19 protein-coding genes are annotated in these 19363 nt (G+C 52.9%); 10 read left to right on the top strand and 9 right to left on the bottom strand.

Annotation, left to right across the window (positions count from 1 at the left end; translation table 11 throughout):
• Positions 1-3 precede the first annotated feature (3 nt).
• Together OR573_08700 and OR573_08695 are read right to left on the bottom strand one after the other, a co-directional pair.
• The gene (locus OR573_08700; GenBank protein XGA78608.1) at positions 4-1392 is read right to left on the bottom strand and encodes an exonuclease domain-containing protein; all 1389 of its coding nucleotides are present in this window, start codon (positions 1390-1392) and stop codon (positions 4-6) included.
• Between the two features lie 28 nt (positions 1393-1420).
• Positions 1421-2353, bottom strand: a complete 933-nt coding sequence (locus OR573_08695; GenBank protein XGA78607.1) for an ABC transporter substrate-binding protein — start codon at positions 2351-2353, stop codon at positions 1421-1423.
• A gap of 442 nt (positions 2354-2795) precedes the next feature.
• Here OR573_08695 and OR573_08690 point away from each other — a divergent pair, with 442 nt between their 5' ends.
• Positions 2796-4502 (top strand): potassium/proton antiporter, encoded by a 1707-nt coding sequence (locus tag OR573_08690; GenBank protein XGA78606.1) that lies wholly within the window; start codon positions 2796-2798, stop codon positions 4500-4502.
• Positions 4503-4774: 272 nt separating this feature from the next.
• On the opposite strand, the gene OR573_08685 is transcribed toward OR573_08690, so the two are convergent.
• Positions 4775-4978: a hypothetical protein gene (locus OR573_08685; protein XGA78605.1), complete on the bottom strand. Its 204-nt coding sequence runs from the start codon at positions 4976-4978 to the stop codon at positions 4775-4777.
• Between the two features lie 173 nt (positions 4979-5151).
• Positions 5152-6348 (bottom strand): IS4 family transposase, encoded by a 1197-nt coding sequence (locus OR573_08680; protein XGA78604.1) that lies wholly within the window; start codon positions 6346-6348, stop codon positions 5152-5154.
• Between the two features lie 569 nt (positions 6349-6917).
• Here OR573_08680 and ehuB point away from each other — a divergent pair.
• The 8 genes from ehuB to OR573_08640 all read left to right on the top strand — a co-directional run bounded on the left by ehuB (position 6918) and on the right by OR573_08640 (position 15599).
• Positions 6918-7772 carry an ectoine/hydroxyectoine ABC transporter substrate-binding protein EhuB gene (gene ehuB, locus OR573_08675; GenBank protein XGA78603.1) on the top strand — a complete coding sequence of 285 codons (855 nt, stop codon included), beginning with the start codon at positions 6918-6920 and terminating at the stop codon, positions 7770-7772.
• A 274-nt stretch (positions 7773-8046) separates the two neighbouring features.
• Positions 8047-9064 (top strand): IS630 family transposase gene (locus tag OR573_08670; GenBank protein XGA81700.1). Its coding sequence is split into 2 segments (ribosomal slippage): positions 8047-8436 and positions 8438-9064, totalling 1017 coding nucleotides; the frame shifts between segments, so codons are not numbered across the junction.
• 228 nt (positions 9065-9292) lie between these two features.
• Positions 9293-9742 carry a translesion error-prone DNA polymerase V autoproteolytic subunit gene (gene umuD / locus OR573_08665; GenBank protein ID XGA78602.1) on the top strand — a complete coding sequence of 150 codons (450 nt, stop codon included), beginning with the start codon at positions 9293-9295 and terminating at the stop codon, positions 9740-9742.
• The gene (locus tag OR573_08660) at positions 9739-11019 is read left to right on the top strand and encodes a Y-family DNA polymerase (GenBank protein ID XGA78601.1); all 1281 of its coding nucleotides are present in this window, start codon (positions 9739-9741) and stop codon (positions 11017-11019) included. Before umuD ends, OR573_08660 begins: the two co-directional genes overlap by 4 nt.
• Before the next feature lie 201 nt (positions 11020-11220).
• Complete coding sequence (locus OR573_08655) at positions 11221-11814, top strand: Cupredoxin (protein ID XGA78600.1); 594 nt, start codon at positions 11221-11223, stop codon at positions 11812-11814.
• A gap of 31 nt (positions 11815-11845) precedes the next feature.
• The gene (locus tag OR573_08650; GenBank protein ID XGA78599.1) at positions 11846-14176 is read left to right on the top strand and encodes an EAL domain-containing protein; all 2331 of its coding nucleotides are present in this window, start codon (positions 11846-11848) and stop codon (positions 14174-14176) included.
• Positions 14177-14203: 27 nt separating this feature from the next.
• Positions 14204-15061 carry a DUF3034 family protein gene (locus OR573_08645; GenBank protein XGA78598.1) on the top strand — a complete coding sequence of 286 codons (858 nt, stop codon included), beginning with the start codon at positions 14204-14206 and terminating at the stop codon, positions 15059-15061.
• Between the two features lie 73 nt (positions 15062-15134).
• A complete protein-coding gene (locus OR573_08640; protein XGA78597.1) occupies positions 15135-15599 on the top strand; it encodes a group 1 truncated hemoglobin in 465 nt (154 codons plus the stop codon).
• Positions 15600-15707: 108 nt separating this feature from the next.
• Here the strand turns inward: OR573_08640 and OR573_08635 are convergent, their stop codons facing one another.
• Positions 15708-16022 (bottom strand): putative addiction module antidote protein, encoded by a 315-nt coding sequence (locus OR573_08635; GenBank protein XGA78596.1) that lies wholly within the window; start codon positions 16020-16022, stop codon positions 15708-15710.
• A complete protein-coding gene (locus OR573_08630; protein ID XGA78595.1) occupies positions 16009-16350 on the bottom strand; it encodes a type II toxin-antitoxin system RelE/ParE family toxin in 342 nt (113 codons plus the stop codon). The genes OR573_08635 and OR573_08630 overlap by 14 nt, the downstream gene beginning before the upstream one ends.
• A 166-nt stretch (positions 16351-16516) precedes the next feature.
• Here OR573_08630 and OR573_08625 point away from each other — a divergent pair, with 166 nt between their 5' ends.
• Positions 16517-16786 (top strand): recombinase family protein, encoded by a 270-nt coding sequence (locus tag OR573_08625; protein ID XGA78594.1) that lies wholly within the window; start codon positions 16517-16519, stop codon positions 16784-16786.
• A 409-nt stretch (positions 16787-17195) separates the two neighbouring features.
• On the opposite strand, the gene OR573_08620 is transcribed toward OR573_08625, so the two are convergent.
• Genes OR573_08620 through OR573_08610 form a run of 3 tightly spaced genes read right to left on the bottom strand, consistent with a single transcriptional unit; the run spans position 17196 to position 19311 of the window.
• Positions 17196-17534 carry a phage head closure protein gene (locus OR573_08620; protein ID XGA78593.1) on the bottom strand — a complete coding sequence of 113 codons (339 nt, stop codon included), beginning with the start codon at positions 17532-17534 and terminating at the stop codon, positions 17196-17198.
• Positions 17534-17818 (bottom strand): head-tail connector protein, encoded by a 285-nt coding sequence (locus OR573_08615; GenBank protein ID XGA78592.1) that lies wholly within the window; start codon positions 17816-17818, stop codon positions 17534-17536. The genes OR573_08620 and OR573_08615 overlap by 1 nt, the downstream gene beginning before the upstream one ends.
• Positions 17815-19311: a terminase large subunit gene (locus OR573_08610; protein XGA78591.1), complete on the bottom strand. Its 1497-nt coding sequence runs from the start codon at positions 19309-19311 to the stop codon at positions 17815-17817. Before OR573_08610 ends, OR573_08615 begins: the two co-directional genes overlap by 4 nt.
• Positions 19312-19363 lie beyond the last annotated feature (52 nt).

Raw genomic sequence — 19363 nt, 5'->3', positions numbered from 1 at the left:
CGGTTAATGGGCCGAAAAGGGGAGTTCAATAATCTCAAGCCGATGACGTTGGGGGTCGCGCATAAAGCGGTTGAGTAGCTGATAGGTGTCCATATCAAACGGGATGTTTTTTGTATCAAGACTGTCAGCTTCTTCCAGTTTCTTGACCGTACCCAGATAACGCCATTGGGATACAAGATGGTAGGCAGGCCAACGGCTTTTCTGATGGGCTTCATAAATGGCGATTGGCCCGGACCAGGGCCAATGGTTAAGTTGCTGCTGAGTCAGGGCCTGTTTAGCTCGCTGTTCATGGACCTTGAGCGTTTCCTGCTGGCAGCAGGCACCACGGCATTTCCCCAGTTGGTGGGCGAAACAGCGGCCACGCCCTTTTTCCAGGCCCAATACCTGTCTGCACAGTTGATGCTCTTCTGCTATCTTGCCTAGGGTGTTCTTGGCGTCCCGGGTGCTGCGAAACAGCCCAAAAATGCTTTCGGTATGCGCATTGCTGATAGCTTCGCCATTGATCAACCGCGGCTGTTGTTCACTTTTTGGCCAGTACCAGGCGTAGAGCCGTCGTTGCTTACGTAGCCGACGGTTCATGATGGGCATCAAGGTTTTGATCAACTGAGCTTCACGCAGCTGAGCGCCAAGATCTCCGGCAGTTTCTTCCCACTCAATGTGTTGCACCTGCTGCGCCAGACGCATTTCCCGGTCATCCTGATGATCGCCCTGAAAATGGCTCATCACTCGGTCGCGCAGGTTTACGCTCTTGCCAACGTAAAGTGGCAACTGGTTATGACCGTAAAAAAGGTAGACCCCGGGGCAGTTCGGGATCTGCTCAACCCGTTTGGGGTCAAGCTGAGCCGGCAGACTCCGTTGACGTCGCTGGGCGTCCAATAATTCTTGCCATTGTTCAGGTGGCAGGCTGGATTCCCAACACTGCCAGAGCGCCCACAGGGATTGCACATCATGGGTTGCACGATGTTGCGCTGGGGTGGAAATCTGGTAGCGGTTGAGTAGGGCTGCCAAGTTGTGCTGGCCCTGGCTAGGGTCGAGTTGGCGTGACAGGCGCAGGGTGCACAACATTTTGGCGCGGTAATTCAGCCCAGCGCGTTTGAACTCGTTACGCAGAAAGCTGTAATCAAAGCGTGCGTTATGAGCAATCAGTTCGTTACCCTCAAGCCAGGCAAACAGGCTATTGGCGATATCTGAAAAACACGCTGCCTGCTCAAGGCTAGCGTCATCAATGCCGGTCAGCTGGGTGATTGTGGGAGGCAGGCGACATTCAGGGTTGATCAGGCTTGCCCATTGATCAACCACATGGCCGTCCAGCACCTTAAGCGCGGCGATTTCGATTATTCGATCACGGCTGGCGCGGGTGCCTGTTGTTTCGATATCAATCAACACCATCATCAATCAGCACTCATCATCAACAATGGCGTTACTGGCCAAGGTGGGGGTCTATTGCCAGCTGCTCTACAGGTAATATTTCACTGGTGATACCGCGTTGTTGCAGGAAAGTCTCCATTGCACGGTAACGGCGTATATCCAGCGCTGCCGGGCTTAACGATAAACGTCGTAGCAGGTCTTGCCAGTGTTCGTCGGTCAGGCTGTTTTCCAAACGGGGATAAGCAGCGGTGACTGTATCGAGGGCCTCGTCCGGATGCTCGATAATCCAGTTAGCGGCTTCTTCCAGAGCCACCACAAAACGCACCCAGGTTTCCATACGTCGACCAACGGTGTTGCGGTTGGCCATTACAATCAAGCCATCGTAACGGGGAATAGACAACGCATCATAACGGATCACCGTTGCCGATTGCCCTTGAGTGGCCAGGCGCGAGGGGAGGGTATGGAAAAACGCATCCGCGACGGCTTCAAGCTCGCCTTCGGTCAGTGACTCGGCGGTCTCAAAATGAACGGCGCGGGGCTTGGCGTATTGTTCCGATTGGCGCACCGTTTCAGAAATCAGTAACGGCAACACTAATTGCTGGCCTTCCTGAGTGGCAAAACCGAGCGGTTTTGAGCCTAAGGCCTCAAGGTCGGCATCCTCACCATTAGTAATTGTTACGATGGCGTTAAGGGGTGTTTTCACCAGACTCGCAATACGGGTTAGCGGTGCACCATCATGAGCTGCCAGGTGCAGCTGAGTCTGGCGGCCCAGGGCAAGGTCAATTTCCCCGGCAGCCAGCAGTTTGGTTGGAAGTGAAGGGTCACCGGGAATCTGCCAGCTTACTTCCAGCCTTTGTTGCTGAAAAAAGCCTTTTTCATGGGCAAGCAGAATAACCGCATGTTGCGGGCTTAAAAACCAGTCCAGCATGATATTGACAGGTTCAAGCGGCGGAGGGGTAAGCGGTTCAGGTGGGGTAACCGCCATACTCGGCGCCTCCATCAGCGACTGGGTTGGCCATAGGTCATCGGGTACATAAACCTCTGATTCCAAGTGTAAAGTGGAACTTTCCGTGGCGTTCTCACTCTCATCGTCGGCAAACACCAAAGCAGAGTAACAAAGCGCCAGGCCGCAAAGAACAGCGCTTATCCAGTTATAAGCGAACCATGAGTGGCTGTGTGGCGCGGAGCCATTATTTTTTCCAGGGGGCAAATGATTAGCGGATGCGAAAGCAAAATTGTTTGAGCGCATCGCTATTACGGTGCGTAAAAAGCATCGCAACATGGTGTAACTCCAAAGGCTAATGTGACGAGTTTATCTTTAGTTACCAGCCAATGGCTAGCGCAGGCATCAACGCGACATATAAAAGCCGCAGCCAATGGCGCTATTGCATGCAATAATGACGTGGCTAAGACAGGAATGGAGAACCATGGACGCAATCTATACTTTTTTCCTGCTCGGCGGCTCTTTGATGACGTTGAGCATTCTGGCCAGTCGGCTTTCATCGCTGTTTGGCGTTCCGCTGCTGCTTATTTTCCTTGGTTTGGGGATGCTGGCAGGCGAAGAAGGGATTCTGGGCATCGTCTTCAACGATTACGGAATGGCCTTTGTCATTGGCCATCTGGCGCTGGCCATGATTCTGCTGGATGGCGGGCTCAGAACGCGTCTTAAAACCTTCCGCGTTGGTTTCAAGCCGGCGCTTTCGTTGGCCACTTTTGGCGTGTTTCTCACCAGTGGTTTCGTTGGCATCATTGCCATGTGGATCTTTGATCTTACCCTGGTGCAAGGGCTTCTGGTGGGGGCCATTGTTGGCTCAACTGACGCCGCCGCTGTTTTCTCGATGTTGAGTGGTCGTGGCGTCAATCTGAATGAGCGTGTGGGCGCAACCCTGGAGATCGAATCAGGTACCAACGACCCCATGGCGATCTTTCTGACCCTGATGCTGGTGGAGTTGCTGACCGGTGATTTGGGTGGCTGGTTGGAGACCTTAGGGTTTCTGGTATCCCAGTTTGGCATTGGGCTGGCGGTGGGTATTGGCGGTGGTTGGCTAAGCGCCAAGCTGCTCAGGTGGCTGGACCTGGCTCCTGGCCTGTATTCCATGTTGGCGCTGGCGCTGGGGTTCAGCGTATTCGGGATAACCAGTGTGCTGGGTGGGAGTGGCTTCCTGGCTATTTACCTGACAGGCCTGATGATCGGCAACCAACCCGGCCGCCATTTGAATTTTATCCTGCCCGTTCACGATGGCCTGGCTTGGCTCAGCCAGATTGGGCTTTTCCTGGTGCTGGGCTTGTTGGTCACCCCCAGCGAACTCTGGGATGTGGCGCTGCCCGCCTCAATTGTGGCGCTGGCACTGATTTTCCTCGCTCGGCCATTGGCAGTGTTGATCACCATCAAGCCGTTTTTCAAGTTCCGTTGGCGGGAAACCCTGTTTATTGCCTGGGTAGGCTTGCGCGGTGCTGTGCCAATTGTACTGGCCATCTTTCCGGTGATTGGTGGCGTCGAGAGCGCCTCGCTCTACTTTAATATTGCCTTTGCCGTTGTCTTGTTATCACTGCTGATTCAAGGCGGCTCATTGACCTTGATGGCGCGCTGGATGCGAGTAGAAGTGCCGGTGGGTACCACACCCAATCACCGTGGCCCCCTGGGTATATTGCCTGAAAATGATTTCGAGATGTTTGTCTATACTGTTGAAAATCAGGATCTTGAAGACGTGCCAATCCGGTTGTTACGTTTTCCTTCCGGCGCCTTGATTTCTGCCCTATTTCGTCAGCATGCCATGCTTCACCCCAAAGGGAGCACACGCCTTAAACTCGGGGATGTCATCTGCGTGATTGGTCGCACCGGTGATTTGCCAGCACTCAACCGTTTGTTCAACGGTGATGCCAAGCTCAAGCAGGAGCGCGCCTTCTTTGGCACCTTCACACTGGATGGTAGCGCTCAGATGCAGGATATTGCCGAGGCCTATGGCCTGACACTCAGCCCGGGCGAACAGCACATGACCCTGGCTGAGTTCGTGGCGCTGCGGGTCGGCGGACACCCGGTAATAGGTGATGATGTTGACTGGCACGGTATCCACTGGGTTGTGAGTGATATGGAAGGGGGAACGATCACCCGGGTAGGGTTGCGTCTGTATTAGGGTCTATTGACGTTTCCTCACGGCCGCGACAGTGGCCCTTTTGGTGCAGAGCAAGGCGTGAGGAGCGTGGTTGGGTGGTTCTCAATCAGCGACGAACAACGCAGGGCTGTGCCAAAAAGGCCCTGTGCCTTCGGGTTGCGCGCCAAAGAACGCCATGCGGCGTTGCGCCACTCGGTAAGGGCACCACCATTGCCGTCGTGTCGCGCCTTGCCTGACGCCCTTTGGCGCAGCAACGCGGTTCGCGATGAAACGTCAACAGACCCTGGCGAACACTATGCGGTTCTTGCCCCTTTCCTTTGCCAGGTACAAGCATGTTCCTGAGCAAAGTCTCGATTGGCGATGGCCAGCATTTTTTCGCGCTCGTGAGTGAGGCCAGCAGATGCCAGGCGACGCCCATCTGCATCAATAATACCTAACATCACCACATTGGGCAGGGCATCGCGCACAGTGGAAAGTGCAGTCTGGATATCGACCACGGTATTTTCTGAGTGCCCATCATCTGATGGAGATTGCTGTTGCGTAGTGGTTTCATCCAGATGGGTGAAACTGTCTGCCTATGGAGGTATTTTCCGGCGGCCACACCTGGCGTGTCTGGCGGGCAAGTCTTGCACCAGCACTCAAGTTCTGAAGAATCCCCACGAATTTGGCGCTATGCGTCGCATAATGCCTGATCGTGGGCTTCTTCTCTCAGGCTGGCCTTCAGCGATGTCCAGCAAGGCCAGGGCACAGCGCCGGAAGGTTGTCGACGCAGCCATTCCAGCCCAAGGCGCCATACCGATAAAACATTGCGATGATTGATACTGTTGCTCTGGTAGTGTTTCTGCTGCCCTCTGGTTTTCACGCCCAGGCCAGCGACCATCATCGCCATATTGGCCAACATCGCGATCAGCAGCAGGATCTCGATACGCCTGCCCTGACGCGATTGATGCATACCAAAGCCCAGCCCAAAAAGGGGGCTTTTGACGTCGCGAAAACCTTCTTCGATCTGCATTCGTTGCCGGTAGATGGCGACCACTTTTTTCGCCTGTGTCGAGCGCTTCGGCAGATTAGTGACCAATACCCAGGGTTCTTCCTGACGGCGGGCGATGGCTCTGCTCGCACTGTCCTGAGAGGCCTGTCCACGCTTGTTACGATCTTTACGCCCCTTGGGCGATTGGTGATAGAGCACCATCTGAGTCGTCAGTGGGTTGCTGCGCGCTATCTGAACTTCTCCAAGGGCACTGGGTACCGAGGTGGCTTGCTGAAACAATGAACTGACCGCCTGCCACGCTGCACCGGATGCCTGATAATGGGTGGGGCTACGTACACGCCCGACGTAATACCAGCCACGCTTCTCTACAGCGCGAAACCACGGGTTACGAAAACCGGCATCGGTCACCAGCACAGGCGTTGCCCCTTCAGGCAACAGGCGGGCAATGGCTTCTAATAGATACGCTTCGCAATACGCACATCCATTTTTGTGATGAACCTTTTCAAAGATCGGCAATGAGCGCCCGGCAAAGGGGATAGCAGCACGCAGCAAAAATTGCTGCCCATAATGATCGATAGGCGACCAATCGACCAGAATCAGGGGACGTGTCATATGACCGATCAACACATTAGCCACCAGCCAATAAAACAAGGGGCGCTCCTCGTGCAAATGGTGGTTGCCCAATAGCCGGTCGACGCGCTTAATGGTATGCCGAGGCGCTACCGGCCCTGGCAAAGCACGCCCGAGCGCTGTTAACCCCAATCGACGATCCGTCAGCAAGGCACCCACCGTATCCAGAAGTGCTTGAAGACGTTTGGCATGTATTGAGGGGAGTGCTGATGTGAGCCAATTGTGTAAGAATCGTGGGGCCTGCATGGGTCTCCTTAGGCATATTGTTTGTTTGGCGATTAACAACATGCCGACTCATGCAGGCTCCTTCAACATTACCTGCTGATTTTATTGAAATATTTGTGGGGATCCCTCAGACTCAAGTTCATGTTCCAACATCTGAAACCGCCGGTACCGACTGAAGCATCCGCGCCTTGATAGGTAAACTTAATGAAGAAAACTTCGGCGCTTTGGCAGCCCGCAACACCATCACTTGCTGGCATATCTCCAGCTGTCGATAAGAGCTGGAGATAGTGGCTGGTTCTGTGGCCCAAAAGTTACTCGTAAGTATGTCAAAATTAATACTCAGTAGATGAGAGTTTTAATTGGCATTAACAAATCTCTCTTCTACACTTTTCATTTGGTAACAATGCAAATGGGGTGTAAAGAAAACTTTAGCAGGCTTTGTATACCAGCATTGTTAAACATTCATCATTGTGTCCATCTAAAAGATTATCAATCATTTTTATAATGTTTGATTATATCTATGAATTTCAGGTGGACTCCTGAAACTGTGAGAAATAACAATGATATATATAGCGATGATCCACCGAGCCTTGTCTATTAGCTTGTTAATTTTTATATTTTATATTTTTGTTTTTAATGGTTTATCACATGCAGTTACGCTTGAAGATGTTCAAGAGCGCGGAGTTTTCCGTATTGCAGTGGCTGATGAACCACCCTATGGCTATTTAAACGAGGATGGTAAGGCACTCGGAGTAGGCCCGGAAGTTGCTTCACGTATACTCGAAGGTCTCAATATTGAGCGAATCGAGTGGATTCAGACAGATTTCAAGAACCTGATTCCAGGGCTGGAAGTCGGACGTTTCGATATGGTCGCAGCGGAAATGGCAATTTTACCCCATCGATGTCATCGTGTACTTTTCTCCAATCCTAACACTTCTTATGGTGAAGGCTTGCTCGTGTTGGCTGGAAATCCCCTCAATATCACTGCTTACGAAGACTTCATCGGCAGAGCAGATGACATCAAGGTAGCGGTTCAGGAAGGTACCACTACTGAGCAAATGTTTGAGAACCTTGGGGTGCCACCGAACCGAATCATGATGATACAGAATTCTAACGAAGCGATTAATGCCATCATTCAAGGCCAGGTTGATGCCTTCGCTGGCACCGGCATGACAGTAGCGCAAATGGAAAGTGTGGATCCTGCCGTTCAGGCGGAATTCAACTTTGTTGATCCCATCATCGGGGGTGAAGAAGTGCGCTACTGGGGAGGGTTCGCTTTTCCTCTCGATGCTAAAGACTTGCGTGATGCGTTCAACGAAGCCCTAGTAGATCAGAAAAAGGATGGTGATTGGAAGCAAATCCTTTCTCGTTACGGCTTTCTTACCAAAGATATCATCTACTCTTACCGTTTTGACAGTGAACAGTTATGCCAGAAAGCAGGTTAGATGACTTGACACATGGCACTCACAGCTCGGGGATCCAGGAAGTCAGAAACCCTATGGGAATTTCAGACAACAAAAAAGCGTCAGAAGGCGCTTTTTTGTTGGACTAAGAGGCTTTTTGATATCTTCTGAAAGCTTGTTCTGGCGGAAAGGCAGTCCGTCGAATATAGCCTGTAAATTTCTGCTGTCTGTTTGGGTGCGTGTGTTGAATAGATAAGTGCCTGATCATAAATTTCCGTGTAACATCGATTTTAAAATCACTGACACGGATAAACCTATGGCAAGGCGTCGCTTTGTTGATCCTCTCACAAAGTCTGAACAGCAGGCACTAACCACGGCCTATCATCAAAGCGAGAAGCGGGCTTTACGTCGACGTGCGCACGCCATCCTGCTGAGTGATCAGAGCCATACCATCAACCAGATCAGTGACATTCTGCAGGTTCGCCGCGATGCCGTCTCTCGATGGCTCAAACAATGGGAAACGTTGGGGCTTGACGGGCTCGCCGATAAGCCCCGCAGTGGTCGGACACCTATTCTGGACGAGCACGACTACCAGCGATTGAAAGAAATGGTTGTTGAACAGCCTCATCAGATTCGATCCTTACAGGCTCGGTTTCAGGAAGAGACTGGCAAGACAGTTAGCACGGTGACCCTTCGCCGGGCGTTGAAAAAAAAATGATCTCAGCTTCAAGCGCATTCGGCATTCACTGAAGGCACGGCGTAACGAAAGGGATTTCCGCAATACTCAGGGCCTTCTTAAGGCGCTTCAGCAGCAGGAAGACGAAGGCGAGCACGAGCTTTACTATTTTGATGAATCGGGTTTTTCCCAATCGTCGTCAGTGCCATACGCGTGGAGCCCTGTCGGTCAACCCTGCGAAGTGACCGCCTACTCTCGTAGCCGAAGACTAAACGTATTAGGGTTCCTCAGCCGTGCAGGGAAGCTTGTCTACCATACCACGACGGAATCAGTGACGGCCGAGACGGTCATCGAAGCCTTCGACAAGTTTGTGGCTCAGAAAGACCCTGACACCTTCGCCGTTGTGGTGCTCGACAATGCCAGTATGCATCGCTCCATGGCCTTCAGAAGAAAAATAGTGGAATGGATGTCGCATCGTGTGCATCTGATCTACCTATCAGCTTACTCGCCAGAGCTGAATCTGATTGAGATTTTGTGGAAGCAGATGAAGTATGCATGGTTGCCGCTAAGCGCCTACCTTTCGTTTGACCGCCTCTGCAATGAGGTTCATCGCCTACTCGGCGGCTATGGAGTTTTGCACGCGATTAATTTTGAATAGGCACTTACCGCCCGCCAATTTCTGGTCAGCATCCTCTGTCCATATTTTTCGATTGAAGCCTGGCTTCTGGTTGGTACTTTCGGCCAGGATGGTCATGGCGTTCCCCAACCTTAATTAACCGACTACGGAAATGGTTGTTGATCCATTAGCCGGGCAGTAAAAGACACTTGTACTCAGACATTGTCCGCTTATACTGTATGTATTATCAGTATTTGAGCGAGCCATCCCATGTCGTTACCTGTCTCTTTGATCAGCCGTGCCGAACCGGCCCCTTCACCTTGCCCGTTGCCACTGCTCTCCAGCGCGGTGCGTGCCGGGTTCCCCAGCCCGGCCGATGACCATCTGGATAATGATCTTGACCTGCACCATCATGTGGTCAGGCATCCTGCTGCGACCTACTTCGTGCGTGCAGAAGGCGACTCCATGACGGGCGACGGTATTCACCATGGTGACCTGTTGGTAGTGGATCGAAGCTTGGAAGCTTTGCCCGGGCGGGTGATCGTGATTGCCGTCGACGGAGACCTGACCGTCAAGCGGCTTGAACTGGTGGGCCAGCGCGCCTATCTAAAAGCCAGCAACCCGGCGTATCGGCCCATCCCGCTGGAAGGGTGCGAGTCGCATGTCTGGGGTGTGGTCACTCATGTGCTGCACAGCCTGCCCGGTGCCATACCGCTATGATGGCGTTAGTGGATTGCAACAACTTCTATGTTTCCTGTGAGCGGGTCTTCAACCCGGCGCTGGAAGGGCGGCCGGTGGGGGTATTGTCCAATAATGACGGTTGTATTGTCGCCCGCTCCAATGAGCTGAAGGCGCTGGGTGTCGAGATGGGCACAGCCCGGCACCTGCTGTCACCGGGCCTGCGCCGCCAGGTGATCCTGCTGTCGAGCAACTATGCGCTATATGGGGACATGTCCCACCGGGTGACCGAAGTGCTGGCCAGGTTCTCACCGCATGTTGAGGTGTATTCGATTGACGAGAGCTTTGTGGGCTTTCAGGGGTTTGACCTTGATACTCTGGAAGATCGGAGCCGCAAGCTACGGATGACGGTCAGGCAGTGGACGGGGGTTCCTGTCTCGGTGGGGGTTGCGCCAACTCGAGTATTGGCCAAGATTGCCAATCACCTGGCCAAGAAACACCCTCACTTCAAAGAAGCTGGCGTCTGCCTGCTGGAAGTCGATAGCCTGATGACCCAAAAGGTGCTTGAAAAGTGGCCGGTTGCTGAGCTATGGGGGATTGCCTGGCGAACCGGCGAACGCTTGAAGAAACTGGGTATTGAAACCGCCTGGCAGCTGCGCCAGGCTGACCCTAAGCATATTCGCCGCCATTTCAGCGTGGTACAGGAGCGCATCGTCTGGGAGCTACGTGGCCAGCCCGCCATTACGCTTGATGATATGACCCAACCCAAACAGCAGATCATGGTGTCGCGTTCTTTTGGCCGATTGACCAGTGACCTGCAGGATATACGTGAGGCGCTGCGCCATCATGCCGCCAGAGCCGGTGAGAAATTACGCCAGCAGGGCAGTGTGACCAGTGCCGTCATGGTGTTTATCCGCACCAACCCCTTTCGCAGCGACCTGCTTCAGTACAGTCATCGGATGGTAGTTCCACTCTCAAGGCCCAGCGACGACAGCCGCGTATTGGTTGCCGCGGCCATACAGGGGCTAAGGTGCCTGTGGCGCAATGGCTACCACTACCACAAGGCCGGTGTGATGCTGCTGGATCTGTCTCCAAAAGCCCATCGCCAGCTGAGCCTGACGGAAACCCCACAAACCGAAGCAGACGCCCGGCGCAGTAAACGCCTGATGGCCACGCTGGATAAAATCAACCGTGAGCTGGGTAAAGGCACCGTGCAGCTGGGCCTGCCGCGCCAGAATAACGCCTGGACGCTACGCTCGGAACAGCGCACCCCGCGTTACACTACCTGCTGGAAAGAGTTGGCTTGTGTTAAGGCATAGGTTTGGGCGCTCGAAATCATTGAACTCCACTTGGTTTTCTTGCTACCCAACATCAACAGGCTTTACTCTTGTTAATAAAATAAGACCCTACAACTCTGCCGCAGGTACCGATCAATGCTTCTTTCGCGCTTTTTTATCTCGCCATTCAGCTTGGTCATATGGTTGCTTGGCTGTCTTACCTTATTGCTGGGAAGCCATGTGATGGCGGCTGAGATAAGTGTCACGGATCTTGATGGCAAGCCATTATCAGGCGCAGTGGTGGAGGTGTACATCAATGGCCAGGAGACGCCGCCTCCGGATAAGGTGCGTGTGGCTCAACGCGATGCGACATTTCACCCTCAAACTACCATCATGCCTGTTGGCAGCCAGGTGGTGTTTCCGAATCAGGATACAACCCGGCATCATGTTTTCTCGTTTTCGCAAGCCAAAACATTTGATCTTGAATTGTATTTGAGCGAGACACCTGAACCTGTTCATTTTGATACGCCAGGCGTCGTCGTGTTGGGCTGTAACATTCATGATCATATGCAGGCATTCATCGTCGTCAGCACCGCGCCTTACATTGGGTTAACCAATGCCCAGGGGCGTTTGCAGCTAACAGACCTGCCGGAAGGGCAGCACTCAGTTCGCGTTTGGCATGGCCGGATGGATGATAGCCATGCTGTCTGGTGGGAAGGTAATGTCAGTGATGCGGAGCGTCTTAATGTCCGTGTCGCCTTGAATGCACTTCCCCCTGAACCTTCCAGCCTGTCTCCGTTGCAAAAGCGTTTTCAGGAAGCAAACCGGGCTCAATAAACGCGTTGGCGCTTAAAACGCAAGGAAAGATATGCGATTTCGTTCGCGGTTAATGCTGGTGCTGCTGGCCGTTGTGGTGGTTTCTCAACTTGCGACAGGCATGGCGTTTTTACGTGCCACACAAAATGATGCTCATATAAAAGGCAGCCAGCGGCTTGAAGTTGGTGCCCGCGTACTTCACCAGCTGTTGGATATTCGCGGTGATCAACTGCGCAACAACGTGGCGATCCTTGCCGATGATTTTGGCTTCAAAAGCGCTGTCGCCACCCAGGATACCGCGACACTGTATTCGGTGCTGGCCAACCATGGCGACAGGGCCAATGCGGACATGGTCATGTTGACGGATCTGAACGGTGACGTTCTGGCCAGTAGCCATCATCCACAATCCGGTGCGATGCCTTTCCCTGAGCTATTTCAGCGTGCCCGACAGCAGGGAAGTGGCGTCAGTGTGGTGATTGATAATGGGGAACCCTATGAGTTCGTACTGATGCCGGTACGCGCCCCCAACTTGATAGGCTGGGTGGGAATGGGGTTTTTGATTGATGAGGATCTGACCAACGAAATCCATGCGCTGACCGGTCTTGACGTGAGCATCGTCACCTATTCACTGGACGGTGATATTGACTATCTGGCCAGCTCGCATCGTGAGCCGATGGCCAGGCGTCTGATGGATACTCATGGTGACAAATTAAAGGATGGAATTGATACCACGCGCAGCCAGATGTCTGATAACGATACCTATCTGTCCTATTCATCCCCTTTATTGGCCGATGCCAGGTATGAATCCTACGCGGTGTTCCAGCTTTCTCGTGAAGAATTGCTGGGAGCTTATCGACACTTGCAGTGGCAATTACTGAGCATTGTTGGGCTGATGCTACTGGCAACCCTGATAGTGGCGGTATGGAGTGCGCGTAGCATCAGCCGGCCACTGATAGCACTCGCCCGGGTCGCTAAGCGTATTGGTAAAGGTGAGTATGTAGAGCGTACTGACGAGGGGAAAACTTTTTCAGAAACAACGCTCATGGCGGATACCCTGTTTTCCATGCAGGACGACATAGCCAGACGTGAAGCAACGTTGTTACATCAATCACGACATGACCAGCTGACCGATCTTCCCAATCGTATTAGTGCGCTGGAGGACATAGAGGGATATATCACCCAACGTCAACCCTTTACGTTGCTGCGTATTACGATCAATGACTTTCGCAGTATCAACGACACCTTTGGCTATGCCCTGGGTGACCGCCTGCTGATGAAATTTGCTGAGCGTATCCGGGTACTGCTCTTTCCAGTCGTTTCAGGCTATCGACTTGATGGAAATGAGTGGATGCTGCTGATTCTTCAGGAAAGCGTTGACGAGCCTGTGCGTGAAGCCTTGATGAAGACGCTCAATGAACCGGTCGAACTGAAAAAAACCATGATCATCCCGTCTCTTTCAACCGGTGAAGTGGCCTACCCGACGCATGGTGAAAGCGCTCAGTTGTTACTCAGGCGTTCTGATATTGTCCTTGATCAGGCCCGGCAGCACCCTCAAGGCCACGCTCGTTATAGTGACGGTCAAGATGAACAGCATTTGCGTAAGCTAATGCTGATCCGGGATCTTAACGAGGCTATCAACAACAACGAACTATGGATGGCCTACCAGCCTAAAGTGGATGCGCTGACCGGCAGTATCCATCAATTTGAAGCACTGATGCGCTGGCGGCATCCAACGCTAGGGTTTGTGCCACCGGATGAATTTATCGGCTTGGCAGAACGCTCAGGCAATATCGGGCGTCTTTCCAACTGGATGCTGGATAATGTCTGTCAGCAGTTGAGCGATTGGAATGCATCGGGAAGCAAACTTTCTGTGGCGGTTAATCTGTCAGCCAGCGATGTTGTTAACGTTGGGCTATCGGAAAAAATCAGCGGCATATTGAAACGCTATCATCTGGACCCGCACCAACTCTCAGTGGAAGTGACTGAAAGTGCTGTAATGCAGGATATTGATGCTGCCACTCAGAATCTTTTTGAATTGGGAAAAATCGGCATAAGGCTAGCCATTGATGACTATGGCACAGGCTATTCCTCTCTGGCGCAGATCAAACGGCTCCCTGTTGATGAGTTGAAAATCGATAAATCATTTGTTCTCAGGCTGGATACACAGGAAGACGATGTGACGATTGTGCACTCAACGATTGAGATGGGGCACAACCTGGGATTAAAGATTGTGGCAGAGGGGGTGGAGAACGCTGCCGGTGCCTGGCTACTCAAAACCTTTGGCTGTGACTATTTGCAGGGATACTGGATCGCCAGGCCCATGCCAGCAACGGATGTCATCGCCTGGATGAATACCTTTGTCTTTTTCGCAGAAGACACCTGAACTATCAATCAAGCAAAGAGCTTTACCATGAATCGACTCTTTTGGTTTCGACCCAGCGCGCTGGCGGTGATGATCGCTGGACTCCTGTTAATGACATTGTCTTATGCTCACGCAGGAAGCCGCATCCTGGGCACTGGAGGGGTGAGTGCGATTGAAGGCGCCGCAGGAGGAGGTCTATCGCCTTGGGCTGTGTTGTCAGGTACGGCAAGCGACACTGAAGTTGGTGTGACAGCGTCAACCTCTTATGCAGGCGTGGATGACTTTCAGTTAAATGTGATGTCAGCCAGTATTAATTTTTACGACCGCGTTGAATTTTCAGTTGCTCGTCAGAACCTTGAGCTATCAACGCTGGGAGGGGAGCTCGAGCAGGATATCTATGCGACTAAAATCCGCCTTTTTGGCGATCTCCTTTACCATCGTCTGGGTATCTGGAGTGCAGGTATGATGTACAAGCAATTGGCGGATAACACCGTTCCCGACGCACTGGGAGCTCGTCATGCCCAGGGACGAGAGGCATATATCAGTGCTAGCAAACTGTTTTTGGATGCTGTTTATGGTCGCAACCTGCTGCTTAACGCGACATTGAGGCGCAGTTCGGCCAACCAGGGAGGGTTACTCGGGTTTGCGGGTGATCAAGGGGGATATCACTGGCTAGCCGAAGGAAGTATGGGGGTGTTTGTCACGCCGCAATGGGTAGTGGGCAGTGAATACCGTCAAAAGCCTGATAACCTGAGCGCTGTTAAAGAAGAGGATTGGTACAGTGTATATAGCGCTTACTTTTTCAGTAAACATCTATCGTTGACAGCCGCTTGGCTGAATCTGGGGGATATTGCCGGTTTTTCATCCCAGCGAGGAGGGTATATCTCCTTGCAGGCGGCGTTTTAATGATTAGGTGTATCAGCAGGCTTGCTTCAAAAAGCGGTGGTAGACAATTGACGGTGCGCGGGGTGTTGTGTCCATGATGATTAAAATGTTGCCTTTAAAGATACCAATAAAAGTAGTGTTCAGTGGTTTTTTACTGATAACTGTTCTGATCAGTGGTTGTGCTCAGCAGCATGGCGCCTCTTCCTCTCTATACGAGCGTTTGGGTGGTCAATCCGCTATTGATGCCATTGTTGAAAATATGCTGTATCAGATAGCAGATGATGAAGATATCGTGACGTATTTTGCAAATACAAATATTGATTTATTTGCAACGTCTTTCGCTACTCAGCTTTGTGATATCAGTAATGGTCCATGTCATTACGATGGCCCACCTATGGATCGCTCACATCAGACGATGGGAATCACTGACGCGCACTTCAATCGTGTTGTCGAATATCTGGACGCTGCCATGCAGGAGGAAGGGGTACCACTTGCGGCGCGTAATGACATGCTGAGCCGTTTGGCCCCACTGTATAGTGACATCATGCGCTGGCAGTAAAGGTGTTACTAGGCGCAACGCCGACTGTCCTGAAATTGCCAGCTCTATGGTTATCTGACTCTTTTTAGTCTGGAAAAGTGGCTGCTAAAAGCGCCCTAAGGCGCTTGGTTAGTCTGCCTTCGGTGTCGAGTTGGCGAGGTCGTGGAAGTGAATTCCCGTTGCTTTAATAACCGCAGTCATGGTGCGAAGCGTCGGATTTCCTTTGGGTGAAAGGGCACGGTATAGGCTTTCGCGTGATACTTGCGCACGTTCGGCCACTAGCCCCATGCCGCCTTTGGCTTCAACTACGTGACGCAGCGCCAGCAGGAAAGCTGATTCGCCGCCTTCTTCGTCCAGTTCATCAAAGGCGGTGCGCAGATAGTTCAGTGCCATATCTGGGTCGGCACGCAGCATCTCGATAACGGCTTCATCATGGCTTTTCATGTCGCGTTCTCCTTTTGTGGTCAGCCAGAAATGCTTTAGCTTGTTCTATATCGGATTGCTGGCGCTGCTTGGTGCCACCTATTAAAAGCATTACAAGGCGTGCGCCTACTCTGGCGTAGTAAACGCGGTAGCCAGGCCCATAGGTGATACGCAACTCCCAAACGCCATCGCCTACAGCTTTGGTATCGCCTGCATTACCCACTACCAACCGGTTAATTCGTGTCAGCACACGCATAGCGGCTTGTTGGTCTTTGGCCTTGGTCGCATCCAGCCAAGCTTGAAATGGATCGTGGCCATCAGCGGTGAGGTAGTGGGTAATAGCTGTCATATGGTTATTGTAGCTTAAAAAATACACCATTGGTGCTTAATGAACGGGCGCAATTTTGCGCTTGTCGTATTTTTTCGGCAGTTACCAATAAAGCGCGTTTTGTTGGCGGTGTGTCTGCCCCGCAGTCCACTAGCACACAGCAAGCCTCCATCTCAGAGGGTCCAAGGTGAACCGCTGGTTCGTCGACGAGGCGACTTCGAGAGTCATTAAGGCGAAGAACAGGAAGGAGCTCGGGGAACTCCTGAGCTACGTTAGCAAGGGTGACGCCGTCATCGGCTACGCTATTGACCGCCTGGGCGGGAACACCATCGATGTACTGGAGACGGTTGAGAGCCTCAACATTGGCTTTGGTTTAGAAGGTAGTAGACAGTTTCCATATTTCTACTTGCATCCGAGGGATAGGCGAAAGCGTTATACCGTTCTGGGGAAGGGCTGAGTAATGTGGTAAAAGGAGATGGTAAATAAACGAAAAAGCATGTCCTCTAAGCTCTCGAAAAGCCTCAAAGACATGCCCTTAATTTCGTTCTGGCGGAGGGACAGTCTCTCACAAAGCGACCTGAGAACCGCACCGATAGCGGTATTCCGCTATCCATCACTCAAAGATGCCCCCAGAAATGCCCCCATTGGTTGAGTGATAAGGGGTTAGCACCCGGCCGGGTTCCGCACTAATTCCAATAGGCGGAATTCCGCCTATCCAGATCGGGGCCGGCCACGGCTCGAAGCCTTCCAAGCCTGCCGGCTGTCGGGGTTTTTGTATGCTAGGCACTCGCCGACTGATCCTAGTCCAGAAACTCCCCAGCTAAGAGGCCCGCTCTGGCAGCGGCACGAACCGAACGGCTCGTTCTTTAGGCCGAGGATGCCGGCCTTAAAATGCACATACACTTGAGTTTGCGGCGGCGCTTGTCGGGCAATGCTGCCGTAACCTCGAAAAAATGCTGGTCGTTTTGATCGTCTATAAGCCGCATTCCCGCATAAAGGTCAGGCCGGTAACGTAGTTTTACCCTATAGGTTACTTCTGCCTGGGGCGCACTGGCAGCAATGTATTCACGGCCCTTAATGCCTTCGATACTGGCCCAATCATAGCCGACGGTTATCCAACTGACGATCATCTCGCCAGTCATTGGGTCTTGCTCAGTGGCTTGCTTTTGTATCGCAACAAGGTAGCGCAGCTCACCGGCTCTCATTACAGCACCTCGCTCGAGCGGTAGGGGTTCAACAGCAGCTGAAAAGTAGCGTTTTCATATAGCGCCCTTTCTCCCTGCCGCTCTCGATTCTCGAAAAGGTCGGCAACTAGCAGCAGCACGGCCGCGCGGATCGGAGCGGGCATTGGTTCGGGTAGATTGTCCGCCAGGTACTCACTGATATAGCCTTCAGCCGCTTCAATCAGCGCTGTGATATGCGGATCCTCGTCATCATCCAAGATACGCAGGTGATCTTTGGCTTCTTGCAGGGTCACGGTGGTTGTCATACGAATAACACCTCAGTTTCTATTTCAGTGGGTTCCTCGGCGCCCTGGGCTGCACCCATCGCCATTGCAAGGGCTTGGATACCGTCAATCCGGCCGGTACGGCGTGACTTGTCGAGCTTGCGAGCGCCAGCCGGGTCAGTGGTGGTTACGGCGTTGGCGGCGCACATCGTCAACACGGGGTGATTTCCGTGGGCAATGCGACCGTTCAGCAGCTCGGCCTCGAGCGCGTCGAGCGCGGGGGCCATATCTCGAAAGCCTTGGCCGTGGGGTACCAGGGGCAACTCCATGCCGAGTCGATCCAGCTCCTTGCGGAAAATGTCGATTCGCCAGCGGTCAAACGCCAGGGCGTGAAGGTCAACATCTTGCAAGATGTCGCCAAGGTCAGCGGCTACCGCTTCATAGTCCACGGTTGCGCCTGGGGTGGTGAGAAGGTGCCCTTGCCGAGCCCAAACGTCATAGGGTGCGCGGTCGGCTTTTGCGCGGTCGATCACGCCTTGCTCTGGCGTCCAGAAGTAGGGGCGAACCTGCCAGACGCCTTTAACCTGTCCAACCAGTACCAGGGCGGTAAGGTCAGTACGCGCGGAGAGGTCGAGGCCACCGTATACAGGGCCATCAAAGGGCAACGGCTCATCAGCGCAAGCGCTCCACACATCAGGGCTAATAAATGGGCTGTCGAGGCTGACGCGCTGATTCAGTAGCAGGTTACGCGCGCTGTTACTCATGCTGGGCATTCGTTCAGCCTGGGCCATTTGTTCGCGCATATCGTCTTCACTGCGGAAAATGCCAAGCGCTGGATTCGCAGCTTTCCAGGCGTCCACGTCCATCAGATCGCAGTCATTAGGCGCGGTGTACAGGTGGCAAACTGTGCGCGGATCGTTGGAACGCTGTGCGTCGTCGATCCATTCGCTTAACAGGTCGGCATCGTTGGCCGCTTGGGTGCTGATCGTGATTAACAGCGGGTTTTCGTGGGCGCCCTGTGAAGTGGTGATCGCGTCCACAAAGTCCGACTGCGGGCCGCGTACTTGTCCCACTTCATCCAGGATGGCGAGCACTGGTGAAAGGCCGTGGGCAGTCTTCCCATCAGCTGCCAGCGCTTTAAATTCAGTGTTCATTGTCAGACCAATAAGCCGCTTTCCGCTGGGCACAATGCGCACGATCTTGGAGAGCTCGGGCGAAAGCTGAACCATTTTCGAAGCCAGGTTGAACACAAGCGCGGCCTGATCACGCGACATTGCACCGGAAACCAGCTGGCTATTTTGCTTTACTTCAGGGCCGACAAGATGCGCCAGCAGTAGCGCAGCAATCAGGCCGGTCTTGCCGTTCTTGCGGCCTACCGATAGGATCGCGCGCCGAGTGCCTGCCGGGTTGTCGTACACGTCGCAGATAAACGCTTTTTGGAAGTCAGCGAGCACCATCGGCTTACCCACGCCGGCCCCTTCTGGCGTAATGCAATAGCGTTCAATAAATTTGATAATGCGCTCGGCTCGGGTCATTGCAACGCTCTCTTGAAGAAAGTTCTTTGTGAACTTGCGCTTACAGGGTTTA

Origin of the sequence: Halomonas sp. CH40 (assembly GCA_041875495.1) — a bacterium.
Classification (GTDB): Bacteria; Pseudomonadota; Gammaproteobacteria; order Pseudomonadales; family Halomonadaceae; genus Vreelandella.
The sequence above is the reverse complement of the archived record's forward strand: the minus strand, read 5'-3'. Positions and strand labels throughout refer to the sequence as shown.

Coding starts and splice junctions, on each gene's coding strand:
- OR573_08700 (XGA78608.1), bottom strand. CDS start 1,392: ATGATGGTGTTGATTGATATCGAAACAACAGGCACCCGCGCCAGCCGT.
- OR573_08695 (XGA78607.1), bottom strand. CDS start 2,353: ATGGCGGTTACCCCACCTGAACCGCTTACCCCTCCGCCGCTTGAACCT.
- OR573_08690 (XGA78606.1), top strand. CDS start 2,796: ATGGACGCAATCTATACTTTTTTCCTGCTCGGCGGCTCTTTGATGACG.
- OR573_08680 (XGA78604.1), bottom strand. CDS start 6,348: ATGCAGGCCCCACGATTCTTACACAATTGGCTCACATCAGCACTCCCC.
- umuD (XGA78602.1), top strand. CDS start 9,293: ATGTCGTTACCTGTCTCTTTGATCAGCCGTGCCGAACCGGCCCCTTCA.
- OR573_08660 (XGA78601.1), top strand. CDS start 9,739: ATGATGGCGTTAGTGGATTGCAACAACTTCTATGTTTCCTGTGAGCGG.
- OR573_08655 (XGA78600.1), top strand. CDS start 11,221: ATGGCGGCTGAGATAAGTGTCACGGATCTTGATGGCAAGCCATTATCA.
- OR573_08650 (XGA78599.1), top strand. CDS start 11,846: ATGCGATTTCGTTCGCGGTTAATGCTGGTGCTGCTGGCCGTTGTGGTG.
- OR573_08645 (XGA78598.1), top strand. CDS start 14,204: ATGAATCGACTCTTTTGGTTTCGACCCAGCGCGCTGGCGGTGATGATC.
- OR573_08640 (XGA78597.1), top strand. CDS start 15,135: ATGATGATTAAAATGTTGCCTTTAAAGATACCAATAAAAGTAGTGTTC.
- OR573_08635 (XGA78596.1), bottom strand. CDS start 16,022: ATGAAAAGCCATGATGAAGCCGTTATCGAGATGCTGCGTGCCGACCCA.
- OR573_08630 (XGA78595.1), bottom strand. CDS start 16,350: ATGACAGCTATTACCCACTACCTCACCGCTGATGGCCACGATCCATTT.
- OR573_08620 (XGA78593.1), bottom strand. CDS start 17,534: ATGAGAGCCGGTGAGCTGCGCTACCTTGTTGCGATACAAAAGCAAGCC.
- OR573_08615 (XGA78592.1), bottom strand. CDS start 17,818: ATGACAACCACCGTGACCCTGCAAGAAGCCAAAGATCACCTGCGTATC.
- OR573_08610 (XGA78591.1), bottom strand. CDS start 19,311: ATGACCCGAGCCGAGCGCATTATCAAATTTATTGAACGCTATTGCATT.